This is a genomic window from Psychromonas ingrahamii 37 (assembly GCF_000015285.1).
GTDB lineage: Bacteria > Pseudomonadota > Gammaproteobacteria > Enterobacterales > Psychromonadaceae > Psychromonas > Psychromonas ingrahamii.
In genome coordinates this window covers 2,239,233-2,262,009 of record NC_008709.1, presented here as the reverse complement: position 1 = coordinate 2,262,009, position 22,777 = coordinate 2,239,233, and the positions used below count along the sequence as shown (strand labels likewise).

The window sequence follows — 22,777 nt, the reverse complement described above, 5'->3', positions numbered from 1 at the left end:
AGGTAACTATAACGCTTTACTTTGGTTTTCATTTAACAATAAAACATCACGTATTTTCGAGGTAATACTAAAATAAATTTCTGTTACTTTTTCATCTGCTAAGGGTTTTTTATCCGCATCTAACCAGGTTATCGACGTACTGCCACTGTTCAATTCACCCAACTGAATAAAGTATTCAGCATTATCAAGCTCGAATGAATTAAGGTTATTTTCCGGCCAGTATTTAGCATTAGGCGCTTTAAATTTAACCAGGTAATAACCCAGATTCTTATCTGCATCAACCTGTTCAAATCTTAACAATGCCAACAAATCAGGTAATTTAGTCCAACTAACAATAAAGTCAGCATCAACAATCCAAACCATTTGATTGTTATCATCATAACCGAGTTTTATGGGGAGTGGTTGCGAGTTAGCGACTTGTAGCTCACTGCTTTCTTTTAATTGATAAGCATATTTTAACAAATCATTCACTAGACGCAGTTCAATACTTTTTTTACTTCTCGCCGTTAAATTGACTTTTAGATCCACATTGTCATTTTTTTCAGAATAACTTAAGACTTCAACAGTCAAAGCCGCATTCTGTCCACCCTGTGGCTGATTCAAGGTAAACCGGTAACTGGATTCCCTTACTACTTTAGTCCTAAATAAAAAACTACCATAAGCCTGTTGGTGGCGAAACATGCCTGTTTCTATTTGTGTAAGGTTACTGTCTTTTGCAGCAACTTCAATATTATTTGCGGCTATATATGACTCAAGAAGTGTCCAAACCTTGTCTTTCATATTTTCAGTGTGGTTGAATGCATTAAATAATACCGTTGTTTTATCGCTATTATTTGCCTCAAGCACTACCCCATCAATCACTGGGATTAACTGAGTTGGCGGACGAATATCAACATTTGACGATAAAAAACCAATGCGTTTTTGCTGCTCAGTTAACGCTGGAATATCATAAATGTCTCTTGCTTCATTCTGAGTAAAATGGGCCGTCTGGTAGTGTTCACCCCTAGGAGTTTGAACATAATCAAAATCACCATTTGCTTGTGTTCTGGCATCAAAACGCGCACAAGCACTTAACGATAAAGCAACAATAACGGCTGTTGTTACCCGGCCTGATTTATAGAATTTGCTCATGAAATTAGTTTAGCTTCAATTAAGGCGTTACGGACAATCGGCTGATATTTTTTATCTAACATCATTAATGGCAAACGACAGTCAGCAGAAGGTAATAATCCCATTTCTGCACAGGCCCATTTTACCGGAATTGGATTAGATTCGATAAATAAATATTTATGCACGGGCGCTAACTGATTATCTATTTTTTTAGCTAAATCAGCCTGGCCGCTTAATGCATATTCACACATTTTAGCCATTTCAACCGGCGCGATATTAGTGGTAACAGAAATAACACCATGTCCGCCCTGAAGAAGAAAATCACATCCGGTCGCATCATCACCACTGTATAAAGCAAAATCATCAGCAACTAAGGCTTTAATATCCGCAAGACGATTTAAATCACCCGTGGCTTCTTTGATGCCAATAATATTTTTTATTTTAGAAAGACGCGCAACGGTTTCCGGCAACATATCAACAGATGTTCGACCAGGGACATTGTACAATATTTGCGGTAAATCACAGGACTCCGCAATAGCTTTAAAGTGTTGAAACAGGCCCTCTTGGGTAGGTTTGTTGTAATAGGGAGTGACGTTAAGGCCCGCTATAATGCCGCTATCGGCAAAACGTTTACTTAACAAAACAGCTTCTGAGGTTGAATTTGCACCATTTCCCGCAATAATGGGAATGCGTCCATCTGCAAACTCCAGCGCTTTTATCACCACTTTTGCGTGGGTATCAACATCTAATGTTGCTGATTCCCCAGAAGTACCAACAGCGACGATAGCAGCGGTGCCAGATTTTATATGAAATTCTACAAGTTGTTTTAAGGTAAGGAAATCAATTTCACCGGTTTTATCCATGGGTGTCACGAGTGCGACTATACTGCCTGTTAACATCTTAAAGCTCCTCTTTATTAGTTCATCAATGTTACTTTTGCATGCACTTAAAAACAAGCAATAAAGCGGATAGATTCAACTTCTTAAAGCAAAAATAAGAGATTGGTGCTTGCGTTCCTCTTTTTAAACGATAATCTAGCCTGAAAATAAATAGCAGCTAACTTTTGAGGATAAAATGCATACTAATAATCATGATATTACCGTCTCTACTTTCCCATCAATTATTATCGAAGGTTCAAAAGTAAACCCCGTGTTAGTGGTTTTCTGGTCCCCGCAAAGCGAACCTTGTAATACTTTATTACCTTTACTGGATAAATTACATGCCGAAGATGAACAGGCATTTACACTAGCGCGCATAAATTGCGATCAAGAACAGCAGATAGTCAACCACTTTGGCGTGCAAAGTGTCCCCAGTGTCTTTATGTTCATCGATGGGCAAGGGGTAGATGGCTTTGCCGGAGAGCAAAGTGAAGAATTTATACGTACTTTTATAAATAAGCATACTCCCGACCAAAGTCAGGTTTTACTGCAGGCGGGGCAAACATTATTCGCACAAGGGAAATTAGTAGAAGCAAAAGAAAAGATCATTGAAGCCACTAGAATGGCGCCTGATAATAATGATATCAAATTAGCATTAGCGCAGATTTACCTTGCAATGGACCAACATGAAGATGCCAGACCTATTTTGAAGATTATTCCTATGGCCCATCAAAACATGATCTACCATAGTTTAATATCGCAATTAGAATTAGCGCAGCAATCAGCACAAACGCCTGAAATAACTGCGTTAGAAAAACAACTTGAAACTGCACAGGATAAAATGGCCATTGAATATCAACTGGCCATTCAATACAACCATGCTAACCGTAATGGAGAAGCATTAGCTTTATTATACAAACTATTAGTGAACAACTTAGACTACGATAACGGGTCGCCCAAAAAAGCCATGATAGACATTCTCGCCACCATAGATGATGCTGCTTTAGTCAGTGAATACCGTCGTAAATTGTATAGTTTGCTGCATTAAAGAAAATACGCTTGTATTGCCATACGACTAACAAGACGCAACATGCTTTTTATTTACGCATGTTGCAAGGCCACTCTCACCGTTAAGTGACTCCCAGCAAGCGTCCCACCAGCAAATTTTTTATTCATTTTCATGTGAAACATTAAGCAATACTTGCCCTTCATAATCTATGCTGACATCCACACCAATTGGGCAACAGCAGACTTCGCAGTCTTCTATATAATTTTGTTGTTCGACCGAACAGTCGATCACAAGTTCTATTATTTCACCACAATAGGGGCAGTGCACTTTCTGGGAATCAAGTTCATTCATAGTATTTTTCGCTTAGTATTTTAAATATATCGCGTTTCTTATAATACAAACCATGTTGTAAGAGAAACCATGTTGTAAGAGAAACCATGTTGTAAGAGAAACTATGTTAAAAGACAAAGCATGTTGAATGCAACCAATTTTATTGTTGAGTAAGGATCTACAAATAACACACAACATAAGGACTAAAAAAGCGCATTATTCGAACAATACCCTCTTCTTATGTTAAAAATGCGTTAATGTCGCTGAAATGCGGCATCATTTTATTAACTGTCCTTTTATAGCATTAAAATAAATTATAGAATTACAATAAATTATAGAATTAAAACAAACGCATTTGATCTGAGATCATGTCATCAAAGTTTTTGCTAAGCAAAGGTAGAATAGCTTCCGCTATCGGTTTAAGCTGCTTATCTATATAGTGCTGATAATCAATGCAGGATTGCCGATAATCTGCAGGCTCGGGTCCATTGACAGTGATCAGATAAGCAATCCGGCCTGAACGCTGGTATTGCAGTGGACGGCCTAAATTTGCATTAATCTGATCGGCCAAACGTGCAGCCCGTACCTGCGGAGGCACATTTTTAAGATACGCATTCAAAGGACGCCCCAGGCGCTTGTGATAAATTAACTGCTGATCAAGCTCTCCCTTATTTAACAACTCAACCGTATCAATTACCAAGCTATCTATCGGCTCATTGGCAAACACTTTAGCATACAACTTTTTCTGAAAATCCTGAGCAAGTTCGGTCCAATCCGAACGCACCGTTTCTAACCCTTTAAATAGCATTAACTCACCGTCATTGGTCACTTTTAGTCCAGCATAACGTTTTTTAGAGCCGGTCTCAGATCCCCGTAATGTCGGCATAAAAAATTTCCTGAAACAGGTTTCAAATTCAATTTCCAGAAAACAATCTAATTGGAATTCCAAGTTCAGTTTATTCGACCAATATTGGTTAATGCGTTTTTCAAGCACTTTTCCCCGCGCTTGTGCATCAATGGCATTAGTGCAGTGCTTTAACCAAACAAAGGTTGAATCAGTATCCCCGTAAACCACCTGCTCGCCCTGTTGTTCAATAAAATCGCGCGTTTCCAGCATAATTTGATGGCCGCGCAGGGTAATTGAACTGGCTAGACGGGTATCGTGAAAACGGCAACCCGCGGATCCTAGTACCCCATACATACTGTTCATAATGATTTTAATCGCATGTTGAAAGGGTTGATTATTTTCTTTTTTAGCTGACTCCCTTGCCGCGGTGAGCTTGTCCAGAATATCCGGTAAATGGTGTTTATTACGGCTAAATCTTGCCCCTCTAAAGCCAGGAATAGCATTTTTTTCATTTTCTTTAAGCCCTTCAATCATGCCCATCGGATCAATTTTAAAGCTGCGAATAATAGAGGGGTATAATGATTTAAAATCCAGCACTAATACCCAATCATAAAGACCCGGTATTGAATCCATAACAAAGCCACCGGGTGAATGTTGTGCTTCAATATCACCAATATTAGGTGCGATATAACCACTACGATGTAATAACGGCAGGTAAAGATTAGTAAAGGCCGCAACCGATGCGCCCCTGCGATCCAGTGCTAAACCGGTTAATCGGGCACGTTGTATTGCATATTCCGTTAATTGTGCCTTGGCAAATATGCGTTCCACCAGCAAACAGTCCTGCAGATTATAACGCGCCAGTGAGACAGGCTCCTGCTCAAATTGACGTTTTATCTCCAAGCCCTTGTTATGATTGTAGTTATGCGGATTAGTAAGCAGTTTTCCTGCAGATAACATCGCTTGACTGACAAATTCCAGACTAAAACTTTCAAACATCCAGCCCGCATTTTTAAGTTGATCAATACCCTCTAAGACCACTCTGCCATTTAAAATAACCGTGCCTTGATCTGGAGCTTGACGGTGTGGTAACCAGCGTAATGCTGAGCCGTCTCGCCCAAGTCTTAAGGGCATATTGTGTGCATCAGCCCGTTTGACTAATAGGCGCAGATCAAAGTTTGTAACTGCCCAGCCAATAACCGCATCCGGGTCATGCCATTGAAACCAAGCTTCTAATGCGCACAATAAGGCTTGTTCATTTGCAACCCATTGAATATTAATATCATCACAGGGTTCATGTTCCCCAATCATCAGTACCGTTGCGCAGCAATCGCTGTCCAACAATGCGCTTCCCTTATCAGAGTCAGTATTGCCGTAGCTAAGCCCAACCGAATAAAGTTCCCCCAAGGGGCTGCATTCAATATCCAATGAGACCTGTTTAAGCTTGGATGTTACTGTGGCAGGTGAAATTTTTGCGGCCCGGCAGTGCCAGTAATGCCCTTGCCAATGGCATTCCCCCTGCACAGAGACAGTGCCATAGATAAAACGCTCCATCAGATAACGGTCACAGACCTTAATATCGGCTTCAAAAATCGGAATGGACGCAGTGGTTAAAATATCCTGAAGTTGTCTGAACATTTTGTTATTAAGGCAATAAATAGCGCTAACCGATAATCCGTTAAAAGAGGTCAAAGAGAGAGGACGAATTTCATTAGGGGTCAAATGCACCGCTGACCATAGTGCCTGCGCCTTAACAAGCTGTTGCTGGTGAATAAGAAACACATAACGTTGTGCAGGTAAGAACACCCGGCAGGGCCCCTCTTTCGTCGCAAGCCACAGCTCCAACTCCACGCCTTGCGGCGTTTCATGTTGCCGGCGGGTGAGAATTAACCCTGCAATTTGATGCCGCTGTGATCCTGACATAAAATTAACTGACCTCAAAATAGAAAATTAATGAAAGTATCACTAATAAATAACTGCAATTGCTGCTGATCAATTACTGCTGACCTCAATTATTGCTGATTAATGGAATCTGAAAAAGAAGAGATAAAAAATATAAGGGTAAAGGCGCACTCTGCGCCTTTTTAAAAATCAATTAATGATTAGTGGCCGCATCCGCCTTTATTATGCACATGGCCATGCGTTATTTCTTCCTCTGTGGCCTCACGCAGCGCAACGACTTCAATCGCAAAGGTTAAAGTTTTACCCGCAAGAGGATGATTTAAATCACAATCGGCATTAAAACGCCCCACTTTTACTATGGTCACCTGCTCACGCCCCTGATTTGATTCAACAACCGCTGTCATACCCGGCTTCCAGACTTTTGCCCCCTGCAGATGTTTAATGGGGATGCGTTGTAAAGCGCCTTCTCTACGTTGACCATAACTTTGCTCAGGTGTTAATGTCACCTCTAATTTGTCGCCGACTGTTTTACCGACCAGGGCATTTTCCAGTGTTTCAAATAACCCCTTAAAACCATGTAAATAAATTAATGGCTCACCGCCATAACTGTTTTCAAGTTCTTTATCTGTATCTCTTAATGTGTAATGGAATTCAACGACTGAATTTTTGTTAATTAACATATATAAATCTCATTTATAAAAATAATTTAGGGTATGGCCAATAGTCTTAATGCTCATGATCATGGCAATGAGTATGAGCATCGTCATGACAATGCTCACCCTCTTCTTCTAACGGTGAAAAAGCATCTAAAATATCACCGCTTGGTGAGTAATCATCCTCATATCCTGCAATATAGCGTATATGTTCCCAGGTCAGCATATAAGCAAAATACAAACGCAGTTTTCTTTTTTGTTTGATATTGGTTGTGGTAAAGATTTGACTGCCTTTATAACCTTGGAGGTTTTCAATAATATTGATAAATCTAAGCCAATGATCACTTTTTTGTGACGTGCATTGAGATTCAATAGCCCCTTCAATTAAGCGGTTAAAGGCTAATAAAGCATTCCAAAATTTATTATCGGTTTCACTGTTTTTTAATTTTTTTGCCGATAAGATTAAAAAACGTAACGAGTGCTTATGTTGACCTTCTATCTTTAGATAACGTGTCAATTCCTGCTCTAAAAAAACAGCACTTTTTGCGAAAAAAACTGGTTCGTTTAAGTTAACATTGGCGCTGCAAAGTTCTTTTACAAAACCGTCAAAGGCTTGGTTCATTTTATTTTCCTTTTTATCATTTTTCATAACTTATAAAGCCCAAGCGGAATTTGATGGGCGAGCATATGTTCTTGTTTAAGGGTTTTACGATTATTCAGCATGAGATCAAAAGCCGTTTGGCATTTAGCGGGTAGCTTTTTAATGTTTTTCAGATATTGAATCGCGGCATTCTGTTTATACCACTCTTTTTCAACATCCTTAGCCCTTGAAAATTCAATCACCGCACTGTTATTAGGCGTTAACCAATATTGTGCATCACAGGTCAGGGCAATTTGAATGCCTGCCGGATCTAAATCACTGAAGCAGATTAATTCGTGCTGATCATTATTAAAACCTTTAAAGAACGCATAGGCCGTCCCTGTGTGTTGTTTTTCCTGAATGTCACCACGGTAAATCCATAACGGGTTATCCAGTTGTTCCGGCAGATTCAGTGCCGGCAGATTAGCCATTATTTCTAAATTTTCAACAAACACAATTTGCTTATGCTGTATTGATTTAATCTCCTGCGCTTTTACGTATAAGCCTAATGATGTGAAGGGCATCGCGGGATAAACTTTCCCGTTAAATTGAAAACTCTCCAGACTGTTAATAAGCACAAAATCCCGCCCAACGGCATAACTGTTGTCTTTTTCATTACGCTTGGTTTGTGCATTATCCTGCCGGGATTTTGCTTGATACTCCTGCGACAGCACATCCAGTGCTAAGAGTTTTTTTATATCCTGAATAAGAGTGAGCCGTTGATCATAGCTAAAATACAAATAAGCACGGTCAATGTCACCAAATCCGTATTCAAGGTGCAAAGTACGTGCAAAAGGGGTTAATTTAACCGCTCCCCCCTGATCGTGTTTCTTTAGCAGGCGTTGACAATAATCAAAAAGTTGTTTATTCATCACTTTCCATATTGTAAACGGCTCTCGTCAGCTACCACTAAATAGACCAGTCCAGTATGACTTTTCCCGATTTACCCGAACGCATCATATCAAAGCCCTCCTGGAATTTATCCACGGGGAAAGTATGAGTTATAATGGGATCCAAATCTAAACCGGATTGTATTAAACTGGCCATTTTATACCAGGTTTCAAACATCTCCCGGCCATAAATTCCTTTAATAACCAGCCCTTTAAAAATAACCATATTCCAATCAATGGACATATCAGAAGGTGGAATACCTAACAGTGCAATCTTACCGCCGTGGCTCATATTTTTAAGCATACTATTAAAGGCGACGGGCGCACCGGACATCTCGAGTCCAACATCAAAACCTTCCGTCATGCCCAGTTGTGCTATAACATCTTCGAGTTTTTGCTGGGCGACATTAACCGCGCGGGTCACGCCCATTTTTCTGGCCAGATCTAATCGATATTCATTAATATCCGTTATCACCACATAACGCGCACCAGCATGTTTCGCAACTGCAGCCGCCATAATACCAATAGGGCCGGCACCGGTAATAAGCACGTCTTCACCAACAACATCAAAGGATAAAGCGCTGTGCACTGCATTACCAAAGGGGTCAAAGATAGATGCTAAATCATCGGAAATACCTGCGGGTATTTTAAAGGCATTAAAAGCCGGAATAACTAAATACTCTGCAAATGCACCCGTGCGATTAACCCCCACACCAATAGTATTACGGCAAAGATGCGTCCGCCCTGCCCGGCAGTTACGACAATGTCCGCAGGTAATATGGCCTTCGCCCGATACCCTGTCACCAACGCTAAATCCGCGAACCTCCTGGCCCATTCCAACTACTTCACCGACATATTCATGGCCGACAACCATTGGAACAGGAATCGTATTTTGTGACCATTCATCCCAGTTATAAATATGGATATCGGTACCACAAATGGCTGTTTTATGGATTTTAATCAACAAATCATTATGCCCGGGCTCAGGCTTATCGACTGTGGTCATCCAAATGCCCACTTCTGGTTTTAATTTTGCTAGCGCTTTTATTTTCATTTTGCTCTCCAATTAAATTAAGCCCATCTCTTTACCAACTTCAATAAAGACATCAATCGCATAATCAAGCTGCTTAGTTGTATGTGCGGCAGACATTTGCGTACGGATACGTGCCTGATCTTTTGGTACAACAGGAAACGAGAAAGCCACCACATAAACTTTTTTCAACAGGGCTCTTTCCGCAAACTCGGCGGCTATTTTTGCATCCCCCAACATAATAGGAATAATAGCATGGTCACTGCCACCCATGGTAAAACCCGCTTCAGTCATGCGGCGACGAAAGTGCGCAGAGTTTTCCCAAAGTTTTTCACGCAGCGCGTGACTTTTAGCCAATAAGTCGAGCACCTCAATGGAAGCTGCAACAATCGCAGGGGCAAGCGAGTTTGAAAAAAGATAAGGACGCGAGCGTTGGCGTAACCAATCAATCACTTCTTTTTTGCCCGCTGTATAACCACCGGATGCGCCCCCCATAGCTTTACCTAAGGTGCCGGTAATAATATCAATACGCCCCATTACATTATGATATTCATGGGTACCACGACCATTGGCACCCATAAAACCAACAGCATGAGAATCATCAACCATCACCAATGCATCATATTTATCAGCCAAATCACAAATGGCTGGTAAATTGGCGACTACCCCATCCATTGAAAAGACACCATCGGTCACAATCAATGTATTGCGCGCACCGGCTTTTTCTGCGGCGATTAACTGCTCTTCTAATTCAGCCATATTATTATTTGCATAACGGAAACGTTTAGCTTTGCATAAACGTACACCATCTATAATAGAAGCATGATTTAACGCATCTGAAATAATGGCATCATCGGCATTCAAAATAGTTTCAAATAAACCGGTATTAGCGTCAAAACAGGAAGTATAAAGAATCGTATCTTCCATGCCTAAAAAGCCAGAGAGCTTGGCTTCCAAAGCTTTATGCTTGTCTTGAGTACCGCAAATAAAACGTACGGAGGCCATACCAAAACCTTGTTGATCCAGCCCTTTTTTAGCAGCTGCAATCAACTCAGGATGGTTTGCTAAACCAAGATAGTTATTGGCACAAAAATTAAGCACCTGCTCACCACTTGCTATTGATACTAAGGCTTGTTGAGCTGATGTAATAATTCGCTCTGATTTATAAAGGCCATCATTTTTGACTTGTTCGATTTGTTGATTGATTTGTTGATAGAATTTATTAGACATGACACACCACGATATTGATTTAGCAGAAAATTATTTAACTATTTTATATTAAAACAGAGAGTATGGGAGACAAATCATTGTAAATATATTTACAATGATTTGTTTTTACCGTCATTTTTTATAATGCGGTTTGGCTTGTGATCATGAAAAGTGCGAAATACCGATCAAAATAGTCATCAGACCACCAGCAAAAAAACACCCTGCTGCCTGGCGCTACTTCCAAACCTCGCTCTCACTGTTTTTTTCATAAGCTATCATTACAATGATTTTAGCAGCTCACTGCGGTAGTTTTTAGCATCCAGCAGGAAATCATACTTAATAGCCAATTGGTCCAGCTCTTTTTGACTATCATCTAAACTTTCTAAGGTCAGAACATTATCATCTAATAACCATAATTGACGCGAGCCATCATAACTATATTGCAGTGCGTTCATTGCATTTTCGTTACCTTGGTTTGCTGCCATTTTCAATTTTCTCATCGCGCGGGTTATTTTATTCAAGGACTGCTTTAAGTCCCAAACATAAGTCACTTCGGTCATAAAATCATGCGTTTTAAATTTCAATAATAGCGTGACTAATAATAAACAAGTTGCTATTACCCCCAGCAAATTCCAATAAAAATGAGAACCCGATGGATCTGGAAATAACAAGATCAGCAGTTGTGCGACGCCTAAACTGCCTATTACTAACGTTGTAATACAGGCAGCGATGACAATATTTAAATGGCGACGGTATCGTTGTTTATTGATTAACACTAGCTGCATAAAAACCTCATTATTGTCGAAATTGCTGCAGTGTAAAAGCTAAGCAACATATTACCAAGCGATAAATACTTAAAACAGCGCTGCACAGAACGGGAAATGAAAGCCAGCCTGTCAGCAGGAAGGCTATAGGGCGGGCAAGTAAAAATTTTAATGATAAGATGGTACATTCGTATCAAATTTAATAGTGAATAAACCATCTTGAATCTGTTCATCTAAAACGGTAAATAATTGGGCAGGTAAATATTCATCTGCCCCTGAATGTACTTTCTTTGCACCGGTAAAGTCAGCTATTTTTTTCAACATCCAATGTCTTGTTTTAATGCCTTGCCCATTCACCGAGAGACTACCTTTTCCAGTTTTTTCATCGAAAAAGAAAGTTTCATTGATCGGAATATACTCTGAAAAAAGCTGTTCAGAACTTTTTTCCGTTTCAAATTCTATAATAATATTCTCTAACAGATCAATTCTTCGAGAAAAGTTTTTTGGAAATCGGGCGACTCTATTTGCACCAAGGTATAAATCATTAATTGTCCAGGAGCCATCACCATTACTCACCGCCAAATATCGATAACCGTACTTTGTTGAATAATTCAGATAAGAATCGACTTGACCAACCTTAACACTATTAAACATGTTTGATTTTTCGATTGCATATTTTACAGCTTTAAAATCTTGTTTATACAGGCTTAAAAAATAGTGCTGTAATGCCGAATCCGGCTCTCCCGTTACAAAAGGAGGCTGTGTTAAAAGAAAATCCGATGGCACATTAATAAATATTGATCCACCAAAATATTGACTGGTTTTTACCTCCTCGATTTGTTCCTTATACATCATTTTTTGATAATCAAGCGCCCCGTTCATGGTGGAAAAAATGTGACCATCCATATTATAAGTTGCGCAACCAAAAAGCATCGAACTGGATAAAATGACCAGCATATAAAATTTAATGTGAAAAGGTCTGTGCTTATTAAAATCCATTATACCTCTCTGATAGCGGTTAACTTTGTTCTTATTTTAGGACACAAAATCAACGATGGCTCTATCCAGTCATATTGAGCCATGAGCCACAGTTATTTTCTATTTTATGCATTTTTGATGACAGAAAAAACCAAAAGAGTTTTCTTTTATGGCCTGATTTCGATTGGCGTACCGTCTTTTACCAAAGTCCAAAATTGTTTTATGTCCTGGTTGGTAATAGCAATGCAACCATCGGTCCAATCGCGACCTCTAAATTTAGACGGATGATGTTTGGTGTTATTTGGCTGTCCATGTATAAATATTTCGCCTCCGGGGCTGACATTATTATCTGCAGCTGACTGCAGATCCTTTTCACTGGGATAATTAATATGCAGAGACAAATAAAAGCGACTTTCAGGATTTCTATAATCAATAATATACCTTCCCTCCGGCGTTCTTTTATCACCTTCCTTGCCCTTATGACCAATCGGACGATAGCCCAGAGCTATTGGGTATTCCCGATAGACGACCCCCTGCTTAATCAAATACATTTTACGCTTAGACTTCTCTACCACAACCTGATCGGCGAGAGGAAGAAGCGTATTAGCACCCGCAATTAACGGCAGCATAAATAAAATTATAATAAATAAATTTTTCATTATCCCCATATAAAATAACTCATACAACAACCTACGATGAAGTGAGCAATTTTTCTCTTAACTTGTTGTGTGAGTTAAAAATAAAACAGAATATTAAATATCCAGTCCTGCCGAGCCTTTGAGCTGCGAGCTTCGAAAGTCGAGCTTCGAGCCTTCAAGCCTTCAAGCCTTCAAGCTATAAGTTTTCGAGCCTTTACTTTTTAACGCAAAATAATCTCCAGATCATTATACGTATAATTATCCGGCACCCCTACATCGGCAGAGCCTATCATTTTGATATCCAGCGCGGCCTGTTGGTCATTGGTTAATTTACAATAACAACTAAAGACCAACTCAATCCAGGCCTTAGGATGAATATGTTGGTTTTGTCTTACCCAATCCAGTTGGTATTTTTGCCAAAAGGCAATAGCGGAGACCGGCTGCTCAGTCTCTATTGCCTGCTCAAATAAAGAATCGCTTTGCTCTTCAAAAAAATCACTTTCATAAACAAGCTTTTCAATACTGCTAATAACCACCGTAGCGCTTTCTCGTTGTTTATTCACGGGTTGGTTATTTTGTTTGCGTAATGATTGCACCAGATTCATTAATGGCGTTTCTATTGCCGTATTATGGGGATCAACATAACTGCACAAGTTCATTGCTGGCGCAAATTTTAATGATTCAGGGAAACCAGGTTCTTCAAACAGTTGCTCCTTAAGTTCAAATTCCGGGTGCTGACGTAAATAACGTGCCATATTACGCAACTGACTTGCCTGTTTTTCATCCCGACGCAAACGAAACAGACTTAAACGCATATTATCGATAATAAAACGTAAACGCGGTAATGTTTGGTTAAACCAGTAAATAAAACCGGTTATTTTACGGGCAAAGTCATTTGGACAAGGCCAGTTAATCCACTCATAACAAGATTCGGGATCGATCTGCTGCAGCTCAGTCAATAAATTTTGTGCATGGTTCAAATAACGTTCATTTTGTCTTATTTTATTGGTCAGCGTACTGACAAAACCAAACTGACTGACAATCGCATAATGCATATTTTCAAGGTTAGTATTTAAACCATCTTTGGTTTCATAGAGCAGATCATCCAGTTGATCAAGATAAAATTCCGCATCGTCACTCTGTTTTGCCTGCACAGCTTGTTGAAAGTCATAAACCGTTTCATCCAATGCTTCAATGACTTTACCCATGTCCGTTAGTTGACGGTAACTGCTTTGTTTACGCATTAAACGATTGAGCATACGTTTAAAGTCTGTGGTCAGGCGAAATTCACCGGGCTCGTCGTCCGGTCTTAACAGACCCGCCTTATGTAACAGATTGATAGTGCGTTGTTCGGCTTGATCAGTGACCACCGATCCATAGACATAAGCATTTGCCAGTAACTCGTCGTGTGAACCAATTTTACGTAATAACTCGGCAACCTGCCCTGCATCATAACCCGCCATTAAAAGAGTAACTCCTCTTGCTGACTCTGTGCCTCTTCGGGTAATTCAACCTTTTCCGAATCATTTAAAAATTCAATTAAAATATAAATAAGGTCAAATTTTGCAGTGGCATAATAACGACTGCTGCCGGGGTTTTTGCGCACCAAATAATGCATCTCTTCCAGTTTTTGAAAAACCGTCACCAACTGCTCACGGGTTTCAACTTTATTGGTTTTAAAAGGTTTAATAGAGGTTAAACGGCGTAACTGATCACGCAGGGTCTGATCGTGCTCAAAGGGATCAAACAGGGTATTAATATTAACCACAGATTTTGCACGCACCGGCAAATCCGCATGAGAAGCGGTTAATAACAAGTCTAAAAATTCAACCAGAGGCCTAAAGGTGGCGCGCATCTCAGTAAAAAGTGCGGTCAGTTCAACACTGTTAGACTGATCAACTTGGGTAAAGGTACAATAATAAGCTTCTGCACTTTCTAAGCAGGTCAAGTTTCTGTCTAAATTTGCTAAAAAATCATTTACCCGTCCACTATTACTGCCCGCTTTCAAATATTCAAACTCTTCCGGATAAGCGGTTTCACAAATAACCGCCCCAGTTAATAATTTTTGCACCGTTTGTTTAAACATTAGCTTAACTCCTGTGCAGCTTTTTCTTTGGCAAGACTTGCATCAGACTCATTGTTGACTGTACTTACCTGTTGCACTAACTTTTCTTTGCCAAGACTTTCATCAAACTCTTTGATAACGCCACTGTCGAGACGGTTTTGCGCACTTGCCCGTTTCGCTAACAATTCATCTAAACGTGATGCTGGAATATCGGCATGGAAAATTTTATTATCTTTTAATTTATAGTGGCGTTGGTAGAGTGAAAGAATATGCCGGTCTGTCGAAGGCGATGCGGATAACATACTAATATTATTGTCATTAAACATCTGCAGTAACAAATCAACATTTTCAGCCGCTAACTCTCCAAGCTCGTCAACGGGTAAGATTATTTGCGACCGGTTTTCACCACTGCCGCGCAACATACCCAAAAGACCTGCAAATAATGACAACATGGCCAGATAAGAAAGTCCCGTCGAACTTACTTTTTTAAGTTGTTTGGCGTTACGGGCATGCTTTACATGACCTTTTTCGGTGATCGTAAATTCAATATCAAACAGATTATTATGAGCTAAGACAAAACCTTCACTGGGTAAGTAGGCCGATAATCTTTGCATTGCCTGTACCAGTTCATCGGGTATTTCTCCGACTCCTTCTCTTAATTGATCCCGGTATAATTCAAATGCTTTCGCAAAAACCTGTAACGGCCCCCAATAATCTAACTCTTCCTGTTTCATTACGGTGGTGACATTGATCTCAGCCAGTGCTTCAAAATGTGTCAGTGCAGTAACATTATTGGATAATTTTTTGCCAATCTGTTTAATACGCTGACCAAAGTTTTCTATATGTTGATAGAACTCATTGATCATATTGGCATTGACAGTAACTAATTGATAAGTGCTTTTTTGTTTTTGCTCAGCACTGCTTAATAGGTCAGCAATCGGACTGCGATATTTAAATAATAATTCAGCACCCTGATAATGATCATTATCGGCCACTAATTTTTGCCAGTTTTCATATAACTCACTGGCGGAATGATCTTTTTTGAAACGGTCATTAAATTTATTAAGTTGTTCACTAAGACGTTTGTGGATGCTTTTGAATTGTTCGAGGCAATCATTACAAAAACTAATACTGAGATCAGCCTGGTTGGACGGTTGATGCTCTGCAAAAGTCGCATTAATACCGCTTTGTTCACAATCACGATGGCTCTCATTAAGTAACACTAACAAATCCTCGCTAGCATGACTTTGCATATTGAGCTTTTTGATAAAAAGCTTTGTATCACTGATCTGCTTACCCAGATTAATCTGAAGCTCTTCGATTGATTGTTCAGTATTACGTTTTGTAATCTTTCTATTTTGATTATGCTCAGCCAGGCTATCACGTTGGCTATAGCGCTCATTCATAAACTGAAAATAGCTGCGCGCTTTTTGCTCAAAAACAGCACATCTTTCAAGTGACCGAATAAGATTTTTTCTTTCCCGACTGCGCTTATCCACTTCACCATCGGGATCAAGTTTATCTAAATCAGTATCATTCTGTTTTTGGAGCGCTTTTATGCGTGCTTTATGGCCAGACTCTAATGCCAGCAACGCTTCACTTAAGAGATCCAGTTGCACATCTCTATCACTTTCAACCACCAGCCGCTTTTCCAACATCTGCGTACTTAGTTCACTTTTCTGCCCTTGCTGCTGCTCTGAAAATGCCTGTTGTTTTTTATCATTCACTTTTTTCTGTTTTTCGAGTGAATTAATCTGCTCATTAACGCTGTCAATATGGGCTTTAATCGCGCGTTGTTTTTTGACCGCAAGATTTTGATGCTGGACGTTGAGTTGCTGCAGATTTAATTCATTTTGTTTTAAGCCCTGCGCCGCTCGGGTCATTTTAAGCTGCTGGTTTTCAATCTGTTTACTCAGTTGAGCAAGTTGCTCGTCAATCTGTTTGATCTTGTCACTTTGCGTCTGGTAGGTTGTTTCAAGCGCGTCACGCTTTTCACGCAATTGTGTTTCATTCAAAAATAGCGAGTCGTTGTGCTGGATCTGCTGTAAATCTAACTTTAAACCATAGAAGTTTAATTCCCCGCCAACCCATTCAGGGTCAAGATCACAACGACCCAGCTGCGCACTGCTTAATAAACGTCCGATGCTTTGCTTCCAGTCCCCTGCCAGCGGCTCGTTATTTAAATAATGATGTAATGAGCCTGCTTTAGGAATAAGTTGTAACTCAACTTCCGCGCATTCACTGCGTAACTGTTCTAAATAACGGTTTTCCTGTTGATGTTTATCACTTTGCTTTTCACGCAGTTTATCAAACTGCGTTAATTCACTTTGTAAACTGGACTGCTCTTTAAAGCGTTGAGTCTGTTTTTCCTGCGCAGCATTTAATAACACCTGATTATTTTCAATATCAGTCAATAACTCAGGCTCAATAATAGCTTGATTTAATTGAAATTTCGCATTTTCAAGTGCACTTTCAATACGCTCTTGTCCGATTTTTAAGTTTAAGTTTTGCTGATTTAATTGCTCATTCAACTCATTACATTGCTGCTGATACACGTCAGATATAACGGTTAACTGCAGCGCTGCGGTCTCTTTAATATTGGCTGTTTTATCTTTATTCCCGGCAATATCAGTCACATTCTCTAATTTTCTATTTTGGATTAAGCGATCAAATTTTTGCTGTATTTTATTAATATTACCCTCAAATGCTTCAATAATCGCATTCACTTCATTTAATTCGTTTTGAATCTGCGGGGCTTGTTCTGCATGCAGGTGGTAACTGGGGGCATCATCCTGATCAAAAATTAATTTGTCTTCGTCGAGCAAATCAATATGACTTTGATCCGCTTGAATTTTGGCCTTAAGGGTAAATAATTCACCGTTTAAACGATCCACCGATTCCTGCAGTTGTTTTTCTAATGAAATTAATAATTGGCGTTTATCAGCTTTTGTTTCTGCGCGCTCTTTCTGCAGACTTTCAATACGAGTTTGATGACTCACAATTTCAAAATGCAAGTGCTGCAGTTTAAGCAGCAGGCTTTCTAAACTGCTAAAATCATTTTGCCAGAGGGTTATTTTATGCGCGACTTTTTGGATTGCCCGCCCAGCCTGAATATCGGCAAGCCAATGGCTGATTTCTTCCTTTTTAAGGCTAATCTGCTCTTTTTCATCGACACTATTACGCGCCAGATGATCGCTTGCAATGGCCACCAGCATGCGTTTAACCGCATCAAAATCAAGGTTCTTTTCAATCGTGCCGTTAATAACTTTATCAATATGCGGGCAAGGCTGGTCACTAAAGGAATAACGCTTTTGGAGTAAATACACCTCTTTTAACTTACGCCCGCTGCGCAGGTTTTGAATAACCTGACGGTATTTATCCACCCCTAAAAAAATAGAACGATCGCAACCGGCATTACGATAGAATTTATCAACATCACTAACAGGGTAAGGTTTGTTATTCTCAGCAATAAAATATTCACTGTTATAAGCGCCGTCAATAAATTTAAAATGCACTCCACGTCCATCACTGCTCGCGATGACCATACAAGTTTGACTAAAGGGACGTTGGTATTCATAAACCAGCATACTCGAATCACGTGGCAGGTAATAATCAGCGAAATTGTGTGCTTGATCAACTTTACTGACAATATCACTTGGCCGCATACCATAAAAAAGCGGCAATAAACGCATCAGTGATGTTTTACCCGCGCCATTGGTGCCTTCAAGCTGTGTATGGCCGGTTAAATTAAGCTCATTAACCTGCCCCTTCCAGAAACTGTCGATGATAATAATGCGCAGTAGTTGATAGGCTTGCTGAGCCATAAAAAATCCTTGTGTGAATGCTTTTGTAAAAAATAGAGATAAATATAAGCAAGTAACTTAAAAATGCTCGGTTCAAATGCCCCTTCAGCTTCTTCAAGTCGTTTATCTTTATAAATTGGGGCTAATTTATAAGGATAAAGACAGTTTGTCGATGCTTTTCGGGGAGATTGTGCTTTTTCCAATCGCGAAAATAATAATCTCCTGCACCAATAAAGCTGCACTGTCTTTTTAACCTTCGAGTTGCTTGTTTTATACTCGGAAAAATTATTTTTTAATTGAACAACCGGCCAATAAATCCGCAAAAAAGGCATTGCCCTTTTTATTCGCAAATTCAATATTACGCTGCGGAATACTATCAACATCGGGATGATTGGCTATCGCAATCTCCATACTGCTTTCGCGAATAAGATGTAGAGTTGGATAGGGGGAACGATTAGTATAATTTGATGGTGCATTTTGCACTTCATCGGCAAAACAATAATCAGGGTGAAAATGCGCTAATTGATAAACACCTTCATAACCTTCCACTACAAGCAGATCATTGGCCAAATCCACCAAATCTAAAAAACCATAAAACCCCTCATAACCACTGGGCAAAATTAACAGGGTTGTCTCTAACTCTTTATTACCGTCTAAAAGGCGGCATTCATCCAATAAAGTCTGTAATACGGCCTCGCACTGGGCATCCTCTGCCTGACAATAACGTATAGAGCCCCGTTCAACTTCACGTCTGGCAAAGGGGCAAATATTGTATTTCACAACCAGCTGGCTAACCCAATCTTGGGTAGCCGAAATAATTTCATTTTTATCAGTCATATTTATCTATTCTATCTGTTTTTTAGGTTACAATTTTAAAGTGATAGTCTAACCCCTTAGGTGGCCAACATCTATCTTCGTGACAGAGCAAGCTCTGCAGTTGGCAACCCGGATTGTTATTAGTAACATATAACTCAGCTTGACTATTCTAGATTCGAAAATACATTAACCAGATAAAAGTGAACGTTGATCTTCCCAGTCTAACAAAATATTGCGTTAAACAGTATCTGCTTCGAACCACAAAGATTAACACTTAATATGTAAGGCTCACCATGACAAAAATAAAGAAAAAAACAGTTTCTCTCGTACTTGGCAGTGGAGGCGCGAGGGGAATGGCGCACATTGGCGTAATACGCTGGTTATTAACCCATGGTTACGAAATAAAATCAATCTCCGGTAGTTCGGTTGGTGCATTGGTAGGCGGTATGTATGCAGCGGGAAAATTGGATGAATTTGAAGCATGGGCCGCGAGTATTACAACGCTCTACAAATTGAAATTATTTTATATTAATTGGAACCATGAAGCACGTGGCGATAAAATAATGAATGTTTTAATCGAGCTTTTTGGTGATTATAAGATAGAAGATTTGCCTATCACCTATACTGCCGTTGCATCGGACATTAGAAATGAAAAAGAGATTTGGATAAACAAAGGATCCTTGTTTCAAGCACTGCGCGCATCTATGGCAATGCCTTTGTTTTTTACCCCTGTTGTCCGTAACGGGGTTGACCTCATTGATGGTGGCGTTTTAAACCCAGTCCCTATTGCCCCCACTTTTAGCGACCATACGGATTTAACTATTGCAGTAAATCTTGGCGGACCCATTCATCATCAACAACATAAATTAGCAGAAAAACCTCACAACGGCTTGGGCATCCCGGTAAACTTAGACGCGATAACGAAACATTTTTCCCCAAGTAAAAAAATGCAACAGGAAAAAGGCATTGATTGGAAAATATACAATATTGCAGAATTGGCTATTGATGCCATGCAAAGTACTATTGCACGTCAAAAATTAGCGGCTTATCCTGCTGATCATATTATTGAAATATCAAGAGATGCTTGCGGTACCCTGGAATTTGAACGTTCCGCAGAAATGGTAAAATTAGGTTATCAAATGGCAGATCGTTGCCTGCAGAATGTCTAATTGAATGTCTGATGAATACACAGCTCAGAATGATTTTTCCTAAAGCGGTGAAAAAATTAAAATAATGACTCATTTATGGTAGTAAGTGAGTCATTGTTGCCGTTAATCATATCAACCCTTTCACCCGCGAATTAATTCAACCACCAGCCTTCCGGCAACTTTTTTATGTTTTCCACTAACAGAAAATGCCCATCTGCATAGGCTGTGGGTATTCTACCAAATGAATCCGGCTTCGGGCGATTGGGTAAAACGAGTTTTGCCAAAAACAGCCTATAATAAAACAGACTATTTCAGACAAAGAAGGACTTTTAAATGGGTATTTTTGAACGTTATTTATCTCTTTGGGTTGGTATTTGTATCGTTGTTGGTGTGTTTTTCGGCAGTTTAGTTCCGGGGGCATTTTTGCAGATTGCCAGGCTGGAATGGGCACATGTCAATTTAGTCGTTGCGCTTTTAATCTGGGTGATGATCTATCCGATGATGGTGCAGATTGATTTCAGCTCAATAAAGGATGTTGGCAAAAAACCCAAAGGGTTAGTGCTTACCCTTATCATTAACTGGTTTATCAAACCTTTTACTATGGCGGTATTGGCATGGTTATTTTTCAAAGTTTTTTTTGCGGGTTGGGTTGATCCGCAGGATGCTAATCAGTATATAGCAGGGATGATCCTGCTGGGCGTCGCTCCCTGCACCGCCATGGTCTTTGTCTGGAGTCAGCTCACCAAAGGTGATGCAAATTATACTCTGGTGCAGGTTTCAGTTAATGACATTATTATGATCTTCGCCTTTGCGCCAATCAGCGCTTTTCTGTTAGGGGTAACCGATATTACCGTACCTTGGGAAACCTTGTTACTGTCCGTTCTCCTCTATGTGCTGCTACCTTTGCTCGCAGGGGTCAGCACGCGCCATTATCTTCACCACAAACACAGCAGAGAGGGAGTCACGACCTTTCTTGCGAAAACTAAACCCTGGTCGATAGTTGGTTTATTAGGCACCGTCATTCTACTGTTCGGCTTTCAGGCGCAAACGATTTTGATGCAGCCGCAAACCATTTTACTGATAGCCATTCCCTTAACGATTCAAAGCTATGGCATTTTTGCTATTGCTTATACGGCCGCTAAAGCGATTAAGCTACCCTATGACATTGCCGCCCCGGCAGCGCTGATTGGCACATCAAACTTTTTTGAACTGGCGGTCGCAGTGGCAATCTCTTTGTTTGGTTTGCACTCCGGCGCAGCATTGGCAACGGTTGTCGGTGTACTGGTCGAAGTACCGGTCATGCTGTCTTTAGTTTATTTTGCCAATAGCACACAACACTGGTTTAAAGATGCCTGATATTTAACATTTTTGTTCTGGTGATGCTCTATGTGATCGCCCTACTCAAGTACCTCGGTCTTTCTCGGGACTATCTCTGCCGGTACTCCCCTTGGTTTTGCGACTATGACACTTTTTAGAGGGTCTTTTTGTATACGTAAATGTTATCAAAAATAAACTGCAAGCTTAAGCAATTCACGATATGCTAATTTAAAATATACCCGGTAATTTAATATTTCTGTCATAAACTAGTGTTTAAATTGAAATCCAACCTCCCGTTTCATGCAGTGTTTAATTGCACGAAATGGTCTTTTTATATACGTAAAAAATCAATATAAAAGGAATGACAAAATGGAAATTCAAGTTATGTTCAATCATCTTTTAGATGCGAATGAAGGATCGGTTGATATGGAAATTGCAGTTCGCAAAGGTGAGTTCTTTGTCCATGCGACGCCTACTGATAATGGATTCAGTATCTCTCTGTTCGAACATGAAGGCCTAAATCTGCCGTGCTTTTTTGCCACAGAATCCGAGGCACTGGCAGAGCAGGATGATATTTCAAAATTATATCATCAGCAAATAGCGGTTGGCGACCGGCTTGAAACTGACGTATGGGACGGAGTCGTATTGAAAGCGAAAAGGCATCGGGAAGGCGATTTAATTGCTTTGTACCAAGGGGAGACTTTAATCGGTAAAAAAACCTGGAAATCTTTATCGGGTCTTTAATGTTAG

General features: G+C 39.9%; 20 protein-coding genes. 4 read left to right on the top strand and 16 right to left on the bottom strand.

The genetic code is table 11. The annotated features are described in order from the left end of the window. Positions 1-6 precede the first annotated feature (6 nt). Positions 7-1,131, bottom strand: a complete 1,125-nt coding sequence (bamC, locus tag PING_RS09700; RefSeq protein WP_011770198.1) for an outer membrane protein assembly factor BamC — start codon at positions 1,129-1,131, stop codon at positions 7-9. Next, on the bottom strand, positions 1,128-2,009 hold the full coding sequence (gene dapA / locus PING_RS09695; protein ID WP_011770197.1) for a 4-hydroxy-tetrahydrodipicolinate synthase: 882 nt from the start codon (positions 2,007-2,009) through the stop codon (positions 1,128-1,130). Before dapA ends, bamC begins: the two co-directional genes overlap by 4 nt. A 175-nt stretch (positions 2,010-2,184) precedes the next feature. Between dapA and PING_RS09690 the strand changes: the two genes are divergently transcribed. After that, positions 2,185-3,036 carry a tetratricopeptide repeat protein gene (locus tag PING_RS09690; protein WP_011770196.1) on the top strand — a complete coding sequence of 284 codons (852 nt, stop codon included), beginning with the start codon at positions 2,185-2,187 and terminating at the stop codon, positions 3,034-3,036. Positions 3,037-3,156: 120 nt separating this feature from the next. Here the strand turns inward: PING_RS09690 and PING_RS09685 are convergent, their stop codons facing one another. The 14 genes from PING_RS09685 to PING_RS09620 all read right to left on the bottom strand — a co-directional run bounded on the left by PING_RS09685 (position 3,157) and on the right by PING_RS09620 (position 19,583). Next, positions 3,157-3,348, bottom strand: coding sequence for a CPXCG motif-containing cysteine-rich protein (locus PING_RS09685; RefSeq protein WP_011770195.1), 192 nt, complete (start codon positions 3,346-3,348; stop codon positions 3,157-3,159). A gap of 319 nt (positions 3,349-3,667) precedes the next feature. Continuing rightward, positions 3,668-6,097 carry a DNA polymerase II gene (locus tag PING_RS09680; RefSeq protein WP_011770194.1) on the bottom strand — a complete coding sequence of 810 codons (2,430 nt, stop codon included), beginning with the start codon at positions 6,095-6,097 and terminating at the stop codon, positions 3,668-3,670. A gap of 179 nt (positions 6,098-6,276) precedes the next feature. Then, a complete protein-coding gene (locus tag PING_RS09675) occupies positions 6,277-6,756 on the bottom strand; it encodes an FKBP-type peptidyl-prolyl cis-trans isomerase (RefSeq protein ID WP_011770193.1) in 480 nt (159 codons plus the stop codon). A gap of 46 nt (positions 6,757-6,802) precedes the next feature. Beyond that, positions 6,803-7,351, bottom strand: a complete 549-nt coding sequence (locus PING_RS09670) for a hypothetical protein (protein ID WP_011770192.1) — start codon at positions 7,349-7,351, stop codon at positions 6,803-6,805. Positions 7,352-7,374: 23 nt separating this feature from the next. Beyond that, positions 7,375-8,241, bottom strand: coding sequence for a DUF7281 domain-containing protein (locus PING_RS09665; protein ID WP_011770191.1), 867 nt, complete (start codon positions 8,239-8,241; stop codon positions 7,375-7,377). 37 nt (positions 8,242-8,278) lie between these two features. Beyond that, the gene (gene tdh, locus PING_RS09660) at positions 8,279-9,313 is read right to left on the bottom strand and encodes an L-threonine 3-dehydrogenase (protein WP_011770190.1); all 1,035 of its coding nucleotides are present in this window, start codon (positions 9,311-9,313) and stop codon (positions 8,279-8,281) included. 12 nt (positions 9,314-9,325) lie between these two features. Beyond that, on the bottom strand, positions 9,326-10,519 hold the full coding sequence (locus PING_RS09655) for a glycine C-acetyltransferase (RefSeq protein WP_011770189.1): 1,194 nt from the start codon (positions 10,517-10,519) through the stop codon (positions 9,326-9,328). A 257-nt stretch (positions 10,520-10,776) separates the two neighbouring features. Continuing rightward, positions 10,777-11,283, bottom strand: a complete 507-nt coding sequence (locus PING_RS09650; RefSeq protein ID WP_011770188.1) for a DUF3087 domain-containing protein — start codon at positions 11,281-11,283, stop codon at positions 10,777-10,779. A gap of 147 nt (positions 11,284-11,430) precedes the next feature. After that, entirely contained in the window at positions 11,431-12,261 is an 831-nt protein-coding gene (locus tag PING_RS09645; RefSeq protein WP_011770187.1) for a hypothetical protein, read from the bottom strand. A gap of 146 nt (positions 12,262-12,407) precedes the next feature. Further along, positions 12,408-12,899: a L,D-transpeptidase family protein gene (locus tag PING_RS09640; RefSeq protein ID WP_157035344.1), complete on the bottom strand. Its 492-nt coding sequence runs from the start codon at positions 12,897-12,899 to the stop codon at positions 12,408-12,410. A 200-nt stretch (positions 12,900-13,099) separates the two neighbouring features. After that, positions 13,100-14,341, bottom strand: coding sequence for a hypothetical protein (locus tag PING_RS09635; RefSeq protein ID WP_011770185.1), 1,242 nt, complete (start codon positions 14,339-14,341; stop codon positions 13,100-13,102). Then, entirely contained in the window at positions 14,341-14,964 is a 624-nt protein-coding gene (locus tag PING_RS09630; RefSeq protein ID WP_011770184.1) for a hypothetical protein, read from the bottom strand. The genes PING_RS09635 and PING_RS09630 overlap by 1 nt, the downstream gene beginning before the upstream one ends. Continuing rightward, complete coding sequence (locus tag PING_RS09625; protein WP_011770183.1) at positions 14,964-18,767, bottom strand: ATP-binding protein; 3,804 nt, start codon at positions 18,765-18,767, stop codon at positions 14,964-14,966. The genes PING_RS09630 and PING_RS09625 overlap by 1 nt, the downstream gene beginning before the upstream one ends. A 264-nt stretch (positions 18,768-19,031) precedes the next feature. After that, on the bottom strand, positions 19,032-19,583 hold the full coding sequence (locus PING_RS09620) for a DUF1415 domain-containing protein (protein WP_011770182.1): 552 nt from the start codon (positions 19,581-19,583) through the stop codon (positions 19,032-19,034). A 272-nt stretch (positions 19,584-19,855) separates the two neighbouring features. On the opposite strand from PING_RS09620, the gene PING_RS09615 reads away from it, so the two are divergent. The 3 genes from PING_RS09615 to PING_RS09605 all read left to right on the top strand — a co-directional run bounded on the left by PING_RS09615 (position 19,856) and on the right by PING_RS09605 (position 22,771). Continuing rightward, positions 19,856-20,731 carry a patatin-like phospholipase family protein gene (locus tag PING_RS09615; RefSeq protein WP_011770181.1) on the top strand — a complete coding sequence of 292 codons (876 nt, stop codon included), beginning with the start codon at positions 19,856-19,858 and terminating at the stop codon, positions 20,729-20,731. A gap of 312 nt (positions 20,732-21,043) precedes the next feature. Then, positions 21,044-22,066, top strand: a complete 1,023-nt coding sequence (gene arsB, locus PING_RS09610) for an ACR3 family arsenite efflux transporter (RefSeq protein WP_011770180.1) — start codon at positions 21,044-21,046, stop codon at positions 22,064-22,066. A 330-nt stretch (positions 22,067-22,396) separates the two neighbouring features. Then, on the top strand, positions 22,397-22,771 hold the full coding sequence (locus PING_RS09605) for a hypothetical protein (RefSeq protein WP_011770179.1): 375 nt from the start codon (positions 22,397-22,399) through the stop codon (positions 22,769-22,771). The last annotated feature ends 6 nt before the right edge of the window (positions 22,772-22,777 follow it).